The organism is Ruegeria sp. CK3 (genome assembly GCF_056536565.1).
The window spans coordinates 170,002-186,987 of record NZ_JBQFPV010000001.1 but is presented as its reverse complement, the minus strand read 5'-3'; the positions used below and the strand labels follow the sequence as shown (position 1 = coordinate 186,987).

Below are 16,986 nucleotides of genomic sequence, written 5' to 3'. Positions count from 1 at the left end.
GGGGAGGTGTCTTGTACGGGCGATATCGGACGGCGCGCGGCAGGGTCTGGCGCTGTGGCCCCCTGCCCGGTCTCTCAAACGTTGCGCGCGCGTCATCGCGGTTCTTCTCCGACAGGCGCGATCTTGGTCGCTGCCTGCCCATTTATTCCTTTCGCTCGGAATTTTCCGGGCTCAGGCACTCCATTGCCCCGACCGGGGCACAATCGGTCTGCCATGCCGTGAAAGATCGATCATCACATGCGGCACAGCAGCGAAACTCAAAAAAGCGGGACTTATGGGCGTCAAAATCGCCAAGCCCGTTCGGACACAATAAAAGCAGTCCTGTGGAAAAGACAATGGGCAAACGTCATGCGACCGAGAAAGCAACATAATTGACAGCGAGGTCGCAAACAGAACAGACTTAAATCCAACGCTGCTCAGGATGGGTCTGCAAGCCCGAGGAATTGAATGCCCAACGAAGTTTGGAAAATACGTCTGATCAGCCGCACGATTGGCGCGGATCGTGGTCGTGCGGCACGGGGACGCCCAGCACAGGTCTGATTTTGATCGTAATCTCAATCACCTGAATAATCGGATAGCCATAATGAACGAACAAACTCGCAGCTCTGCAAGAACTGGCGGACGCGCAGCGCGTCGTGCTGCCCGCGCCGCGGCCCTGCCCGACCACTTGCGCCCGGTCCGCCCGGGGATGGAGGGCGGCACCTACAAGCCTCTGACCCAAGCGCAGATGGAGCGTATTCACGAAGCGGCGCTTCAGGCTCTGGAAACCATCGGGCTGGCGGACGCTCCGCAAAGCGGGATCGACTATCTGGTGGGCGCTGGCTGCACTCTGGGTGACGATGGGCGCATTCGTTTCCCGCGTGCATTGGTCGAAGACACCATCGCCAAAGCAAACCGCTCGGTCACTTTGTATAGTCGAAACGGCAAGACCGATCTGGAGCTGAGCGGGACAAAGGTTCACTACGGCACGGCGGGTGCCGCGGTCAGCATGGTCGACGTGGATGGGCGGAATTACCGCGACTCGACCGTGCAGGACCTGCACGATGCTTCTCGCATCTGCGAGCAGCTCGACAATATCCACTTCGTTCAGCGCCCCATGGTGTGCCGTGACATCGCCGACAACCTCGAGATGGACCTGAACACGATCTACGCGGCATGCGCGGGTACGTTTAAACATATCGGCACCTCCTTTACCGAACCCAGCCACGTTGCCCCGGCGATGGAGATGATCCACATGATCGCCGGCGGCGAGGACAAATGGCGCGAACGTCCGTTTATCTCGAACTCGAACTGCTTTGTTGTTCCACCCATGAAATTCGCAACCGAAAGCTGCGAAGTCATGGAAGCGGTCATCAAAGCCGGGATGCCGGTCCTGTTGCTGTCTGCTGGCATGGCCGGAGCAACCGCACCGTCGACCATCGCAGGCGCCATCACTCAAGCGACCGCAGAATGTCTGGCCGGTCTGGTCTACGTAAATGCCGTAGTTCCTGGCGCGCCCGCCGTCTTTGGCACTTGGCCCTTCGGTCTGGACTTGCGCACCGGGGCGATGTCCGTGGGATCGGGCGAACAGGCGCTGCTGAGCGCGGGATGCGCCCAGATGCACAACTTCTACAACCTTCCGGGCGGAACCGCCGCCGGAGCATCGGATTCGAAACTGCCCGACATGCAGGCCGGGTGGGAGCAGATGTGTTCGAACGTCATGACCGGCCTGTCTGGTGCCAACATGATCTATGAGGCCGCCGGTATGCATGCGTCCCTTCTTGGGTTCTGTCTTGAAAGCCTGATCCTGGGCGACGACCTGATCGGACAAGCGCAGCGTTGCGTGCGTGGGATCGAAGTGTCGGACGAAACTCTGGCGCTGGATCAGATCGCTGAGGTGTGTATTGGCGGGCCCGGCCACTATCTCGGTACGGATGCGACGCTCAGCCGGATGCAGGCGGACTATGTTTATCCAACCTTCGGCGACCGCACCTCACCCAAAGAATGGGCCGAATTGGACAAGCCTGACCTGATCGAAAAGGCAATCGCGCGCAAAAACGAAATCCTCTCTAGCCCGTCTGCAGCGAATTTCGACCCTCTGCTGGACGCGGAAATTCGCGCCAAATTCAACATTCACTTACCGCTGTAAGAAATTGAAAAGCGGCCCGATTTTACTCGGGCCGCCGTTTTACGTCAGCGATTAGCCGTTGCTTGGGGGCAGCAAACCGGCTTCTTGCGCGATGGCGATTTCATCCGCATCCAATGCGCCATCCCCATTTGCATCCATGGCCGAGAACGTATCAGCGTTAACCTCGGGCACGACGGCTTGAACCTCTTCGATGGTCAGCACGCCGTCTCCATTTGCGTCGGCAGCCGATTGCGCGGCAGCCAGATTGGGCAGTGCGAGTGCTACAGCCGCCAGAGCGGTCAGATATTTCGGTGTCATAAGTTTGCCTCCTGAGTGAATATTTGGATTTTGCGTCCGGACGAGCGCAAGAAACCTCAGGATTGGGGCAGCGTCACCCGCATAGCGAGATCGAGGCCACTTCGCGCCAATCTCCGCGTGTTTGGCCGAGTCGCCTCTGCGGCTTGTTGCCGGGCAAAAATCCCCCATCGCGCCTCGGCAGAACTTGCCCGACGGTTTTGAGGTGATCCGGCAAAACTTAGCTTAGCGGCCGGTCGTTGGACAAAAAGAAAGGGGGCCGAAGCCCCCTGTCAGTTTCGCCTTCCAGGCTCATTTCGTTGACCGCCCGGTATTTTTTTGCCTGCGGCCTGGACTGCGCATGGGGCGAGCGCACCCGCCCCGTGAAAGAGTGGGAGGGAGCAATATTCCGCCCCACCCTGTTCCCGGCCAACACGGGCATGTCGGCCGAGTGGAACATGGCTTTGATGGTAAGTCTCAGCGCCATGCTCCGTATTCGTCGGGGCCGGTACATAAGGCAGCGACCGACCCCTGCACCCCGGGTTGCCGGGGCGCTAAACTCAGCTACACCCGCTTGTCGCGCCGCAGGTGTTGCACTTCATGCAGGTGCCGTTGCGCACCAGCGTGTAGTTTCCGCATTCGCCGCAGGGGTCTCCCTCATAGCCCTGCATTTTGGCTTTGGTCCGTGCGTCCATGCCGGTCGCCACGGCCGTTTCCGCCGGCGCTTCAAACGCGGCTGCCGGTTCGGACATTCCGTTGAGTTCGGCCTGCGGGTTGAACATCGCCAGGTCCTGTGGCAGGCGCTTCCGCAGATATCCGGTCGAGCTGATTTGCTTCAACACTTCCAAAGATTTGGACGCCGCAGTGTCACTGATCTCGGAGACATTCGAGACCCCTTCTTCCTCACCACGCCCAAGATCATCAAAACTCGCGCCTTCAGGTTTCACATGGGCCAGATCGGTGCGGTCCAAGTAGGACACGGCCAATTCGCGGAAGATATAGTCCAGGATCGAAGTCGCGTTCTTGATCGAGTCGTTGCCCTGCACCATCCCAGCCGGTTCGAACTTGGTGAACGTAAAGGCGTCGACGAATTCCTCGAGCGGCACGCCGTATTGCAGGCCGACCGACACCGCGATGGCAAAGTTGTTCATCATCGCCCGGAAGCCCGCGCCTTCCTTGTGCATGTCGATGAAGATCTCGCCCAGCTTGCCGTCTTCAAACTCACCGGTCCGCAGGTAAACCTTGTGGCCACCAACGATCGCCTTCTGGGTATAACCCTTGCGGCGATGGGGCAGTTTCTCGCGGTGGCTGCGGATCATTTCCTTGACCACAACCTTCTCGATCACCTTTTCGGCCAGAACGACGGCTTTTTCCTGCGTCGAGCCGCTTTCCAGCACTTCCGCAGCTTCGTCGTCATCCTCGACCAGCGCCGCCGCCAAAGGCTGCGACAGTTTCGAGCCATCACGATACAGCGCGTTCGCCTTTACACCCAGCGACCAGCTGAGTTCGTATGCCTTCTGGCAATCCTCAATGGTCGCGTCATTCGGCATATTGATCGTCTTCGAGATCGCGCCCGAGATGAAGCTCTGCGCTGCCGCCATCATGGTGATGTGGCTATCAACCCCAAGGAAACGCTTGCCTTTCTTGCCACACGGGTTGGCGCAATCGAAGATCGAATAGTGCTCTTCCTTCAGATGCGGCGCACCTTCCAGCGTCATGGTCCCGCAGACGTGGTCGTTCGCCGCGTCGATATCCGCCTTGGTAAAGCCCAGATGGCGCAGGAGGTCGAAGGTCGGATCGTTCAGCTTGGTTGCCGGGATGCCCAGAACGCCGGTGCAGAAATCCTCACCCAGTGTCCACTGGTTGAAGACGAACCGGATGTCGAAGGCGCTTTCCAGCGCGGCGTCTACTTTAGCCAGCTCATTCGGGCCAAAACCATGGCCGGTCAGCGAGGTGTGGTTGATCCCCGGCGCGTTTCCGATCGTGCCGTGCCCAACCGCATAGCCCACGATCTCTTCAATCTGAGACGAGGAATAGCCCAGCTTCTCCAGCGCCGACGGTACCGAGCGGTTGATGATCTTGAAGTAACCGCCCCCGGCCAGTTTCTTGAACTTGACCAGGGCAAAGTCAGGCTCGATCCCGGTGGTGTCGCAATCCATCACCAGACCGATGGTGCCGGTCGGTGCGATCACGGTGGCCTGCGCGTTTCGGTAGCCGTGTTTCTCACCCAGGCTCAGAGCCTCATCCCAGGCCGACATGGCCAGATCGATCAGACGCTTGTCCGGGCAGTTGCTGTGGTCCAGAGGCACCGGCTTTACGGCCAGTTTCTCATATCCATTGGTCACGCCTTGCGCTGCACGGCGGTGGTTGCGAATGACGCGCAGCATGTGGTCCGCGTTGCGCTCATAACCCTTGAACGGACCCAGCTCTCCGGCGATCTCGGCAGAGGTCGCATAAGCCACACCGGTCATGATTGCAGTAAGCGCGCCACAGATCGACCGACCCTCGTCCGAGTCGTAGCTGTAGCCCATGTTCATCAGGAGGCCGCCGATGTTCGCATAGCCCAGACCCAAGGTACGGAAATCATAGGAGAGTTTGGCGATTTCCTTCGACGGGAACTGCGCCATGGTCACAGAGATTTCCAGAGTCAGGGTCCAAAGGCGCGCCGCATGCATGTAATCGGCCGCCTGGAACTCACCATCCTTCAGGAAGGTCAGCAGGTTCATGGACGCCAGGTTACAGGCCGTATCGTCCAGGAACATGTATTCCGAACACGGGTTCGAGCCGCGAATCTCACCATCTTCTGGGCATGTGTGCCATTCATTGACCGTGTCATGGAACTGGATGCCCGGATCAGCGCAAGCCCATGCTGCGTGGCCGACTTTCTCCCACAGATCGCGTGCCTTTACGGTCTTGGCGACCTTGCCGTCGGTGCGGTTGATCAACTCCCAATCGGCGTCTTTCTCAACAGCGGTCAGAAACGCGTTGGTCACGCGGATCGAGTTATTCGAGTTCTGACCCGAGACCGAGCTGTAGGCTTCCGAATCCCAGTCCGTGTCATAGGTGGGGAATTCGATGCTGTCGTGACCCTGCCGCGCATAGTCCAGCACGCGCTTGATGTAAGTCTCGGGGATCGCGACCTTTTTGGCCTCACGCACCGCTTTCTTCAAACTATCATTCTTGTTGGGATCATACGCATCGTCCTGCGCGCCGTCCCAGCTGCGGATGGCCTCGAAAATGCCGTTCAGCATCTTCTCGTGCATCTTCGATCCGGCAACGATCGAGGCCACCTTCTGCTCTTCGATCACCTTCCATTCGATGAATTGCTCGATGTCCGGGTGATCCGCATCGACGATCACCATCTTTGCTGCTCGACGGGTTGTCCCGCCTGATTTGATCGCGCCAGCGGCGCGGTCGCCGATCTTGAGAAAGCCCATGAGGCCCGAGGACTTGCCGCCACCCGACAACGCTTCGCCTTCTGCACGCAGATGGCTGAAATTGGTGCCTGTTCCCGAGCCATATTTGAACAGGCGCGCCTCGCGCACCCACAGATCCATAATGCCGCCTTCGTTCACCAGATCATCATCGACGGACTGGATGAAGCACGCATGCGGCTGCGGATGCTCGTAAGCGGATTTCGACTTGGTCAGTTTGCCGGTTTTATAGTCGACATAGTGATGTCCCTGTGCCGGGCCGTCGATCCCGTAAGCCCAGTGCAGACCGGTGTTGAACCATTGCGGCGAGTTCGGCGCGGCGCGCTGGGTCGCTAGCATGTAGCGCATTTCGTCAAAATAGGCGCCCGCGTCTTCCTCGGTTGAGAAATAGCCACCCTTCCAGCCCCAATAGGCCCAAGCGCCTGCCAAACGGTCAAACACCTGCTTCGAAGATGTCTCACCTTCGAACTCGGCATCGTCAGTCGGGACCGAGCGCCACAGGAACTCAGGTACATCCTTTTCTTTGACCTTCTTCAGCTTGCTGGGAACGCCCGCCTTACGGAAGTATTTCTGTGCGATGACATCACTGGCCACCTGGCTCCAGCTTGAGGGGACCTGGATATTGTCCAGACGAAAAACAATTGTGCCGTCAGGGTTTCGAATCTCGGACGTTGCCGAGACGAAATCGAGGTCCGCATACGCATCCTGCCCTGATTTGGTAAATTTTCTTTCAATCTTCATGTCCGCCGCCTTTTAATGTCCGTCTACCCTCGCTGCGGCTTGGGAAATGCAAAGCCACTAGCAATGCCGAACTTGACAGACGCAAAGGACCAACCGCTGCCCGTATGAGCGCGATACCGCCGCTGCGGTTGCACAAATGTACTCGTGTGCGTTCCGTCCCTGCCCTGCGCCCTCTCCGGCTTTCATACCAGATGTAGTGGCGTCATATTCGGCCCATACAATCTGGCGTATCTTTGCATATCAGGTCAACGACCTTTTTAAGTCATTTTTGAAATCTTTTGTGTTGACCTGTTTGTCGGGTGCATGGAGATCTGATTCCTCCACAGAGTGATCCACGGCGAGACGACGCCGATCGCAAAACCGGCCACATGAAATTGCCTTTTATACCAGCATGGTTATCCGGGTTTGATCATCCAGACCTGTGCTGGCTAAGCTGGCAGGGAATCATATTGTGGCCTTTCGGCCATATCCTTGCGTCAACCCATTGAACAAAGAGCAGGCAAAACGATGAAGTTGCTTCACCTCGCCCCGATAGGCGCCCTAATCGCGGCCTGCACAGCGCAAGAATTGCCAACGGCGTCGCGTAGCGCTCAATTCAGCGCCTACCCCGACAGGTTGTTCGAAACCTTCCAGACCAGTTGCGACGGCCCCGGCGAAACCTTCCAGAAAATCGACGCCAATTCTTATGAGTGCCGCGAGTTTCTACCACCGGATACCACAGCCTTTTTGATTCTCAGCTATGATGGCTCGCCCGAGGATCTGCCGCAGAGTATCATGCGCATGACCTCAACCAAAACCTCTGGCGGGTACCGCGTGGATGCGCGGCTGTTCTTTCATGTGCCGCAGAAAAGCGGCGCAACCGTCGAAGTTCCCGTTGAAAGCAAAACGCTGGATAAAGCGCTGAGCGCGCTCTACCAAGCGATGGGTGGTTCACCAACATAAGTGAAGAAGTGGTCGGGGCGGCAGGATTCGAACCTACGACCCCCTGTACCCAAAACAGGTGCGCTACCAGACTGCGCCACGCCCCGAACCGTGCGACGTTCCTAACGATGCTGATCTGATTTGAAAAGCCCTAACAGGGCCAAATCGCACTCGCTTGTGAAAAAATTTCGTGCCGCATCTGGGTGCCGGGCTGAATGCCGTAACGCGCGGACAAACCGGCGTTGATTTCAAGCACGGCAAAGATGTCGCCGCCCCCTTCAATCGGAGTCAGATCACCGGGAATCGCACCTTCATGCACGCGGGTCACAACGCCCGAGTGATCGACGAAAATCATGTCCAGAGGAATCAGTGTGTTCTTCATCCAGAACGCCACCTGTTGCGGTGGATCGTAGACGAAGAGCATGCCAGACCGGTTCGGTAAGTGCTCGCGGAACATCAGCCCGCGCGATTTCTCGGGACCGGTCACGGCCAGTTCAACATCAAATCGGACATGAGTCTGATCGTTGCGCAACTCTACCCGGTCAGGACGACATTCGGCGGCCACGCTTTCTGCCAGAAACGTCACGCATACTGCCAGAGAAGCCCAAAACCGCATCATGGTGTTAGTGATCCAGCGCCGCTTCCCAAGCCAAGACCTGAGCCGCCATACGGCCCCGTTTGCCATCAATCACCCGCATGGCCAACGCCTCGCCCGGCTGCAGATCGGCAAGGCCAGAACGGCGGAGAACTTCGATATGCAAAAACACATCCTCATCCCGGCCGAACACATTGGCGAATCCGAATCCCTTGCCCTTGTCGAACCATTTCACCCGTGCAGCTTCCAAAGGCGCCGCCGCAATCGCCGCCGGATCCAGCTCGGCAAAGTCAGCCAACATCATTGAGTCGGCGCGCACCGGAGGATCAACAGCAACAACTTCGACGGCCTGAACACCGCGATCTGTGCGATGGGTCATGATCTCGATGCCTGCCCCATCGGCAACCGAGCTCTGCCCGAAATTCCGCAACACGTTCACATGCAACAGAATATCCGGGCCGCCTTCATCAGACACAACGAACCCGTATCCCTTTGCGGGATCGAACCATTTTACGTGTCCACGAACGCGGTACATGTTGTTCAGGTCTTCAGGCACGGTGTTCCCATCGAATGATTTAGTAGTGCGTTAAGGTTTCGGTTTTTATGGCAATGGCAGGCAAATTCAAGCTGAAAAAAACCTTTGATTTCGGTCTGTTGCATTTCGCGATACGTGAACGTCATGGATTTAACCTCTGCACATCCCAAGCGGAACCCGGATCAGCCCTCCGCCATCTGAACCGATCATGCAGGCGAAATGCGCCGTCGGCCCAGAATTCAATTTCAGTCGGAACCAACCGGTATCCTCCCCAAAATGGAGGGCGCGGCGGATTGGATCCAAGTTTTGCCGTCACCTTGGCAACCTCGGCCATCAGGGCCGTTCGGCTGCTCAGGGGTTGCGACTGCTTAGACGCCCAAGCACCCAGCCGACTTTTCAGCGACCGTGACGCATAATATTCATCCGCCTTGGGCCCGCTTTCCCGACTGACTATACCACGAACACGAATCTGACGCCGCAAAGATTTCCAATGCATGACAAAAGCGGCTTTTTCAGCCTGATCCAACTCAGCCGCCTTGGCGCTTTCATAGTTGGTATAGAAAACAAAGGCCTCCGGCTCGATGTCTTTCAAAAGTACCATGCGCGCGTTCGGCATGCCGTCTTTGTCAACGGTCGCCAGCGCAATCGCGTTCGGGTCATTCGGTTCATTCTGTTCGGCCTCACCCAACCACCGCGCCGCTATTTCAAACGGATCGGAGCCAGCAAAATTGCCATCACGCTCGGTCATTTCCATCCCCTGGAAAGTATTTGACGGAAGCCTAGGGCGATTACCCGCCGCGGGCAAGACCACACGGCCTTGAAGCAGGGCAGTCAATGGCATAAACCCATCGCAACATAACGCGACGACAGGCGGAGAACCAATCATGTCAAATCAGTTGATGGCCGGAAAACGCGGCCTCATCATGGGACTGGCCAATGACAAATCAATCGCATGGGGAATCGCCCGCGCCTTGTCCAACGCCGGGGCCGAGTTGGCTTTTTCTTATCAAGGCGATGCTCTGAAAAAACGTGTCGACCCTCTGGCAGCGCAACTCGGCAGTGAAATCGTCCTGCCATGTGATGTCAGCGACGAAGCCTCGATCGACGCTCTGTTCACCTCACTGGAAGAGAAATGGGGCAAACTAGATTTCGTTGTCCACGCCATCGGCTTCTCAGACAAGAATGAGCTGCGCGGCCGCTATGTCGACACCAGCCGAGCAAACTTCAAACTAACTATGGATGTGTCCGTCTATTCCTTCACCGCCGTGATGCAGCGGGCCGAAAAGATGATGTCCGAGGGCAGCAGTGCCATTACGCTCACCTATTACGGTGCCGAGCAGGTCATGCCACACTACAACGTGATGGGCGTCGCCAAGGCCGCGCTTGAAGCGTCGGTCAAGTATCTCGCCGAAGATCTGGGCAAGGACGGTATCCGCGTCAACTCGATCTCGGCAGGCCCGATCAAGACACTGGCCGCCAGCGGCATCGGAGATTTCCGCTACATCATGAAGTGGAACGAATACAACTCGCCCCTGCGCCGCAACGTGACCATCGACGATGTTGGCAACTCGGCCCTGTATCTGCTGTCTGACCTCAGCAGCGGCGTCACCGGAGAGAATCTGCACGTGGATTCGGGGTATCACATCGTTGGCATGAAAGCCGTCGATGCCCCGGACGTTGAAAAGGGTTAAGATAGCATGAGCGCCAAAGATCGCCTGCCCCACGAAAAAGGCTTCCACATCAGCTGGGACCAAATTCACCGCGACTCGCGCGCTCTGGCGTGGCGGCTGGATGGTCAAGGCCCGGATGACGGGGCATGGCGCGCCGTTGTTGCGATCACCCGCGGCGGCATGGCCCCTGCCATGATCGTCAGCCGCGAGCTGGACATCCGCACCGTCGATACTATCAGCGTCCGCTCGTATCACCATCAGGAACAGGGCGAAGCCGAAGTCCTGAAGGCCCCCGATGCTGGCTTGATGGGCGATGGTGAAGGCGTTCTGATCATCGACGATCTGGTCGATAGCGGCAAAACGCTAGAACTGGTGCGTGCGATGTACCCCAAGGCGCATTTCGCGACCGTCTATGCCAAGCCCAAGGGCCGCCCTATGGTGGACACGTTCATCACCGAGGTCAGCCAGGACACGTGGATCTTTTTCCCCTGGGATATGGCCCTGCAATATGTCGAGCCCTACCGCGGCACCGACTAACTTCTTCTGTTTTAAAATACCTCGGAGCGCGAGGCAGAGCCTCGCAGAGATGCTGCCATGTCCCAAACACGCACCCGGTCCACCTTCCCGCCACCAGTGATGGAGGCGCGGCGTTGGTTGGACGGAGTCTTGTTTCCCGACGACCGGCCCCTGATCAATGTCAGCCAGGCCGCACCGGTAGACCCTCCGCCACTTTCCATGCGGCAGGCCATGGCAGAGTTCGCGGTGACTGAAGACAGCGCCCATCTTTATGGGCCTGTGCTCGGCAATCACGATCTGCGCGCCGAATTGGCCGCGCAAATCAGCAATCACTATGCCGGGCAGGTTTCAGCAGATCAGATCGCCATAACATCGGGTTGCAATCAGGCGTTCTCCGCCGTGATTTCGGCACTCACTGACGAAGAGGATGAGGTCATCCTCCCAACCCCATGGTATTTCAATCATAAAATGTGGTTGGACATGGCAGGTGTGCGGGCCGTTGACCTGCCCACGGGCGACGATTTGCTGCCCGACCCAGAGGCGGCGCGCGCTGTGATCACCGATAAAACCCGCGCCATTTCTCTTGTAACACCAAACAACCCGGGCGGCGTCGAATACCCCGCCGAACTGGTCAGCGCCTTCTACGATCTCGCGCACGAGGCAGGCATTCGTCTGCTGGTCGATGAAACCTACCGCGATTTTGACAGCCGCAGTGGCCCTCCGCATGACCTGTTCCAAAAGCCCGGCTGGGATGAGACGCTGGTGCATCTCTATTCCTTCTCAAAAGCCTACCGTCTGACCGGACATCGTGTTGGCGCGATTGCAACCAGCACAAGCTTGCTTTCAGAGGCCGAGAAATTTCTCGATACCGTTGCCATCTGTCCCGGTCAGATCGGCCAGTTTGCCGCCTTGTGGGGCGTGCAGAACCTGTCGCAATGGCTTGCCGGAGAGCGAGACGAAATCCTCGACCGCCGTGCAGCGATTGCTGAGGGCATGCCGCAGCTCGAGGCCAAAGGTTGGCGCCTGCTGGGTCTTGGTGCCTATTTCGCCTATCTCGAACACCCGTTTGACCTCCCGTCGGACGAGCTGGCGCAAAGACTGGTGTCTGAGGCCGGCATCCTGCTGCTGCCCGGCACCATGTTCATGCCTGATCATGACCCGGCTGGAAAACGTCAGGTGCGCATCGCATTCGCCAATCTCGACCGCGCCGGGATCGCCCAATTGTTCGACCGGTTGCAGGCTCTGTCCTTCTAAGCTTGCCCCCCGGCGGTGCCCGTCGTATTCAGGGCCGCAACCAACAGGGCAAGCAGTAAGAGGGCATCATGGCCGCAGGCAAAAACAGCATCTCGAAAACCTTTGTCTGGATTCTGATGGGCCTTCTGTTTGTAGGCCTCGCAGGGTTTGGCGCCACCAGCCTGACCGGCACCATCCGCACGGTTGCGCAGGTCGGGGATGAGAGCATCTCGGTCGACGCCTATGTCCGTGAGCTTCAACGCGAAATCCGCGCGGTTGAGGCGCAGACCGGCCAAGCCCTGCAGATGTCTCAGGCGCGCGAACTGGGTCTGGAACAGCTCGCCCTGTCCCGCCTGACCGCTCTGGCCGCGCTTGATAACGAGGTTGGTCAACTGGGCCTGTCCATTGGCGACGAGAACTTGCAAGACGAGATCGTCTCTATCCCGGCCTTTCAGGGCGTAAATGGCACGTTCGACCGCGAAGCCTATCGATTTCAACTGGAACAGATCGGGATGACGGATACCGAGTTCGAATCGGACCTGCGAAAGGAATCCTCGCGCACCATCGTACAGGGCGCGATCATCGGGGGCGTCGAAATGCCTGCGACGCTAACCGACACTCTGACAAATTACATCGGCGCGCGCCGTAGCTTTACCGTGGCGACTTTGGGCACGGATGCGCTGGAAACACCAGTCGGCGATCCGACAGATGCGCAAATCCAGGCTTACTACGACGAGAACACCGACCAATTCACCCTGCCCCGCACCAAGCGTCTGACCTATGCGATCCTGTCGCCAGAAATGCTGCTTGATACGGTCGAGGTAGATGAGGACACGCTGCGCCGCCTCTATGATGAGCGCGCCGACGAATACCAACAGCCCGAGCGCCGCTTGGTCGAACGCCTGAACTTCCCGGATGAAGACGCCGCGAACAACGCCAAAGCCCAGCTTGAGGTCGGCGGCACCACCTTCGAGCAACTCGTGCGCGAACGCGAGCTTGAGCTGAGCGACATTGATCTGGGCGACGTGACCCGCGACGATCTGGGCGAGGCCGCGGATGAGGTCTTTGCCGCGGAGTTGGACTCGGTCGTTGGCCCTCTGCCTTCCGTGTTCGGCCCGGCGCTGTTCCGCATCAACGGCTCACTGGCGGCCAACAACGTCCCGTTCGAGGATGCCGAGCCTGCTTTGCGGGAAGAACTGGCCTCGGACCGCGCGCGTCGTTTGATCGAAGCACAATCCGAAGACATCAACGATATGCTCGCCGGTGGTGCCACGCTCGAAGAGCTGGCCCAGGAAACCGACATGGAGCTGGGCCAAATCGACTGGACCCGCGACAGTGTGGATGAAGTTGCCGCCTATGACGGCTTCCGCAGCGCGGCCGAGGCAGTACGCGACGGCGACTTCCCCGAGATCGACTTTCTGGAAGACGGCTCGATTTTCGCTCTGCGTCTGAACGAAGAACTGGCGCCACGCCCGGAGCCTCTGGAAAGCGCCCGTGACCGCGTCGCCGCTGCCTGGATTGCCGCCGAGACAGCAAAAGCACTGCAAGAGCAGGCCAATTCTGTCGTCACAACCTTGGCAACGGATGGCGATTTCACCGCCACCGGCCTGCCGTTCCGCGTGGAAAACGCCCTGACACGGACTGCCTTTCTGGATGATGTCCCCGCAAACTTCATGAACGAAGTCTTCGAGATGGAGCCGGGCGACCTGCGCGTCATTGGCGGCGAAGGAACTGCCCTGATCGTCCGTCTGGACGAAGTTCTGCCCCCGGCAGAAAGCGATGAGCTGCGTCAATTGAGCGACGCTCTGTCCGCGCAGATGAATCAGGCGCTGGCGCAGAACATCTTTGACGCCTATGTGCGCGATGCCCAAACCCGCGCACGCCCGGTTGTCGACCAGCAGGCCCTGAACGCCGTGCAGGCGAGTTACTAAACGAGACCCAAATGGCCCTGACACCCGAATATGAAAGCTTTGCGCGCGCTTATGATGCGGGCGAAAACCAGGTCGTCTATACGCGGCTTGCGGCCGATCTCGACACGCCTGTTTCGCTGATGCTGAAACTGACAGGGGTGCAGAAGGATGCCTTTGTGCTGGAATCGGTCACCGGAGGCGAGGTACGCGGGCGCTACTCGATCATCGGTATGAAGCCTGATCTGATCTGGCGTTGCCGGGGCGAGAAGTCCGAGCTGAACCGCTCGGCCCGGTTCGATGGCGAAGCCTTCACGCCGCAAGACGGCAATCCTATGGACAACTTGCGCGCGCTGCTAGCCGAAAGCCGCATCAACCTGCCCGATGATCTGCCTCAGGCGGCGGCTGGGCTGTTCGGCTATCTGGGCTATGACATGGTCCGTCTGGTCGAATATCTGCCCGATGTGAACCCCGACCCGCTGGGCTTGCCCGACGCCATCATGCAACGCCCCTCGGTCATTGCGGTGCTGGACGGTGTTAAGGGCGAAGTGACCGTCGTGTCCCCGGCGTGGGTGACCGATGGCCAATCGGCCAAGGCCGCCTATGCGCAGGCAGCCGAGCGCGTGATGGACGCGGTGCGTGATCTGGAACGCGCCATGCCTGCTGAAACACGCGATCTGGGCGAAGCGCATGAGGTCGCGCCACCTGTGTCGAATTTCACCAAATCCGGCTATATGGAGGCGGTCGAAAAGGCCAAGGAGTACATCCGCGCGGGTGATATCTTTCAGGTCGTCCCAGCCCAACGCTGGACGCAAGACTTCCCGCTGCCGCCTTTTGCGCTCTACCGATCACTCCGCCGCACCAACCCGTCGCCTTTCATGTTCTATTTCAACTTTGGCGACTTTCAGGTCGTGGGCGCGAGCCCCGAGATTCTGGTGCGCGTCTTCGGCAGCGAAGTGACGATCCGCCCGATCGCCGGTACGCGCCCGCGTGGCGCGACCCCGGAAGAGGATAAAGCGAACGAACTAGACCTGCTGGCCGACAAAAAAGAACTGGCCGAGCACCTGATGCTGCTGGATCTGGGTCGCAACGACACCGGCCGCGTCGCCAAGATTGGCACCGTTCGCCCGACCGAAGAATTCATCATCGAACGCTACAGCCACGTAATGCACATCGTCTCGAACGTGGTCGGAGAACTGGCCGAAGACAAAGACGCGCTGGATGCGTTCTTTGCCGGGATGCCTGCGGGCACCGTGTCAGGCGCGCCCAAAGTGCGCGCGATGGAGATCATTGATGAGCTGGAGCCTGAAAAACGCGGCGTTTATGGCGGCGGTGTTGGGTATTTCAGTGCGGGCGGCGACATGGATATGTGTATCGCCCTGCGTACGGCCATCGTGAAGGATCACAAGCTTTATATTCAGGCCGGTGGCGGCGTGGTCTACGACAGCGACCCCGAGGCCGAGTACATGGAAACCGTCCATAAATCCAACGCCATACGAAGGGCGGCGGCGGATGCGGCCCGGTTCACGGGCAACCGCAACTCATAAAGAAAGGGCGGCTGATCACAGGATCAACCGCCCTTCCCTTTTCTGCGGAAACGTTACTGAACTTCGCGTTTCATAACCGCCGAAATCGGCGCCATGGCAACCCGGTTGCCGCGATCCTCAAGCCCCCACAGCAGCAGAGCCGAGATCGTCTCGGGGCGAACGCGTCCCAGCATCACAACCGTCCCCTCCTGCCCGGCACGGAACGCGGCCTGATCCAGGAAACGGCGCATGATCTTCGGATCCTGCCGTGCGCCATCAATATCGCGGAACACGACGCCCGAAGGGATCCCATTGCGTGCGGCCAATTTCTGAACCGTGTTCAGCCCGTTATCCTGCGTGATCAACCCGCGACCGGTGGCCGCCGCAATCGACGCAACCTGATCGGCCAGTTTCCGGTTGCCCTGAATTCCGCTTTCGACCCCTTCCAGAATACCTACCGTCTCGTGCAGCGTGTCCAGCCATACGGCCATAGACACCTCGGCATCCTGCGCGCTGGCGGATTCATGCAGATCGGCCATGGCCAGAACCTCAAACCCGGCGGCGCGGTGGCGGGCCATTTTCTCGGCGGCGTCGGGGTCGGATGGGCTGATCGCGAAGCTGACGGGATATGGGAAATCCTGCAACGCTTCGGCTCCGAAAGAGCCCTGATCATCGATGAGGATAATCGACATCAGCGGTTTGGCTTCAGGGTTTTCAAAGCTGGCAGCGTAGTCCTCGATCGGCTTTCCGGTCGTCTCTTCTACGACTGCTTCATCGGTTTCGACCGGGGCATCGTCCCGTTCGGTCAGGGGGACAACGCGCGTGCCGACCAGTGAGTTGGTCGAGGTCGTGCCCTCTCCGCCAATCTGGGGGAGTGCGGCCAGCTTGGGCAGATTGCGGGGCAGAGTATCCTCATCCCCTTCCACAGCGATTGGGCTGTTTTCAAAAGGATTCTCTTCATCCAGCTCAGCCTCTTCCGGTGCAAGCTGCGACGGCAGTTCAGGCAAAAGCGTCGCCACATCTTCTGGCTCGGCAGAGGGTTCCGGGGCTTCATCCACAACAACCGGCGCCGCGTCTGTTTCCGGTAAGGCGGGGGCGGTACTGGGTGCCTGAGGCGCAGCCGGCGCGTCGGTGATGACGGTTACGCTGGTTTGGTCTTCGGCCTGAGGTTCCTGCAACGCGTCCTCGGCCTCAGCCACGACGGGCTGTTCGTCGGGCACCGTTTCCAGATCGGACAAATCAAGCGCCTCATCCGGCGCTTCGGCGGGTTTCGGCCCAGCAGGCGGCAGTTCGACAAGATCCGCGTCCGACGGGGTCTCAGCGATTTGTTCCGGTGCTTCGGGTGTTTCGACATCTACCGGTTCGGGAGCCTGGGTCTTGACCACCGGCTTATTGGCCAGCGGCGTGTTGAGCGACAACATCACCCCCACGATCAAAACAACGACCGCCCCGACGATCATTCCTCCGAAAAATCCACGCATTGCTCGTGCCTCTCGACTTTAATCTT

13 protein-coding genes and 1 tRNA gene are annotated in these 16,986 nt (G+C 58.9%); 7 read left to right on the top strand and 7 right to left on the bottom strand.

Features of this window, described 5'->3' with window-relative positions; translation table 11 throughout:
• Positions 1-583 precede the first annotated feature (583 nt).
• Positions 584-2,128, top strand: a complete 1,545-nt coding sequence (locus tag ACR0C3_RS00940; protein ID WP_480756698.1) for a trimethylamine methyltransferase family protein — start codon at positions 584-586, stop codon at positions 2,126-2,128.
• A 51-nt stretch (positions 2,129-2,179) separates the two neighbouring features.
• On the opposite strand, the gene ACR0C3_RS00935 is transcribed toward ACR0C3_RS00940, so the two are convergent.
• Together ACR0C3_RS00935 and ACR0C3_RS00930 are read right to left on the bottom strand one after the other, a co-directional pair.
• Positions 2,180-2,425 (bottom strand): EF-hand domain-containing protein, encoded by a 246-nt coding sequence (locus ACR0C3_RS00935; protein WP_170717925.1) that lies wholly within the window; start codon positions 2,423-2,425, stop codon positions 2,180-2,182.
• A 536-nt stretch (positions 2,426-2,961) separates the two neighbouring features.
• Entirely contained in the window at positions 2,962-6,576 is a 3,615-nt protein-coding gene (locus ACR0C3_RS00930; RefSeq protein ID WP_480756696.1) for a vitamin B12-dependent ribonucleotide reductase, read from the bottom strand.
• 507 nt (positions 6,577-7,083) lie between these two features.
• On the opposite strand from ACR0C3_RS00930, the gene ACR0C3_RS00925 reads away from it, so the two are divergent.
• Positions 7,084-7,518: a hypothetical protein gene (locus ACR0C3_RS00925; protein ID WP_480756695.1), complete on the top strand. Its 435-nt coding sequence runs from the start codon at positions 7,084-7,086 to the stop codon at positions 7,516-7,518.
• 9 nt (positions 7,519-7,527) lie between these two features.
• Here ACR0C3_RS00925 and ACR0C3_RS00920 read toward each other — a convergent pair.
• The 4 genes from ACR0C3_RS00920 to pdxH form a co-directional block, all read right to left on the bottom strand.
• A tRNA-Pro gene (locus tag ACR0C3_RS00920) sits at positions 7,528-7,604 on the bottom strand.
• Positions 7,605-7,648: 44 nt separating this feature from the next.
• Positions 7,649-8,116, bottom strand: a complete 468-nt coding sequence (locus tag ACR0C3_RS00915; RefSeq protein ID WP_170688714.1) for a DUF192 domain-containing protein — start codon at positions 8,114-8,116, stop codon at positions 7,649-7,651.
• Positions 8,117-8,120: 4 nt separating this feature from the next.
• Positions 8,121-8,648 (bottom strand): cold-shock protein, encoded by a 528-nt coding sequence (locus tag ACR0C3_RS00910; RefSeq protein WP_170373801.1) that lies wholly within the window; start codon positions 8,646-8,648, stop codon positions 8,121-8,123.
• A 121-nt stretch (positions 8,649-8,769) separates the two neighbouring features.
• On the bottom strand, positions 8,770-9,375 hold the full coding sequence (gene pdxH / locus ACR0C3_RS00905; RefSeq protein ID WP_480756694.1) for a pyridoxamine 5'-phosphate oxidase: 606 nt from the start codon (positions 9,373-9,375) through the stop codon (positions 8,770-8,772).
• 136 nt (positions 9,376-9,511) lie between these two features.
• Between pdxH and fabI the strand changes: the two genes are divergently transcribed.
• The 5 genes from fabI (at position 9,512) to trpE (ending at position 15,500) form a co-directional block, all read left to right on the top strand.
• Positions 9,512-10,318, top strand: coding sequence for an enoyl-ACP reductase FabI (fabI, locus tag ACR0C3_RS00900; RefSeq protein WP_170458428.1), 807 nt, complete (start codon positions 9,512-9,514; stop codon positions 10,316-10,318).
• 6 nt (positions 10,319-10,324) lie between these two features.
• A complete protein-coding gene (gpt, locus tag ACR0C3_RS00895) occupies positions 10,325-10,834 on the top strand; it encodes a xanthine phosphoribosyltransferase (RefSeq protein WP_480538387.1) in 510 nt (169 codons plus the stop codon).
• Positions 10,835-10,891: 57 nt separating this feature from the next.
• A complete protein-coding gene (locus ACR0C3_RS00890; protein ID WP_480756692.1) occupies positions 10,892-12,067 on the top strand; it encodes an aminotransferase in 1,176 nt (391 codons plus the stop codon).
• A 68-nt stretch (positions 12,068-12,135) separates the two neighbouring features.
• On the top strand, positions 12,136-13,977 hold the full coding sequence (locus ACR0C3_RS00885) for a SurA N-terminal domain-containing protein (RefSeq protein ID WP_480756691.1): 1,842 nt from the start codon (positions 12,136-12,138) through the stop codon (positions 13,975-13,977).
• A gap of 11 nt (positions 13,978-13,988) precedes the next feature.
• Entirely contained in the window at positions 13,989-15,500 is a 1,512-nt protein-coding gene (gene trpE / locus ACR0C3_RS00880) for an anthranilate synthase component I (RefSeq protein WP_480756690.1), read from the top strand.
• A 53-nt stretch (positions 15,501-15,553) separates the two neighbouring features.
• On the opposite strand, the gene ACR0C3_RS00875 is transcribed toward trpE, so the two are convergent.
• On the bottom strand, positions 15,554-16,960 hold the full coding sequence (locus ACR0C3_RS00875; protein WP_480756688.1) for a divergent polysaccharide deacetylase family protein: 1,407 nt from the start codon (positions 16,958-16,960) through the stop codon (positions 15,554-15,556).
• Positions 16,961-16,986 lie beyond the last annotated feature (26 nt).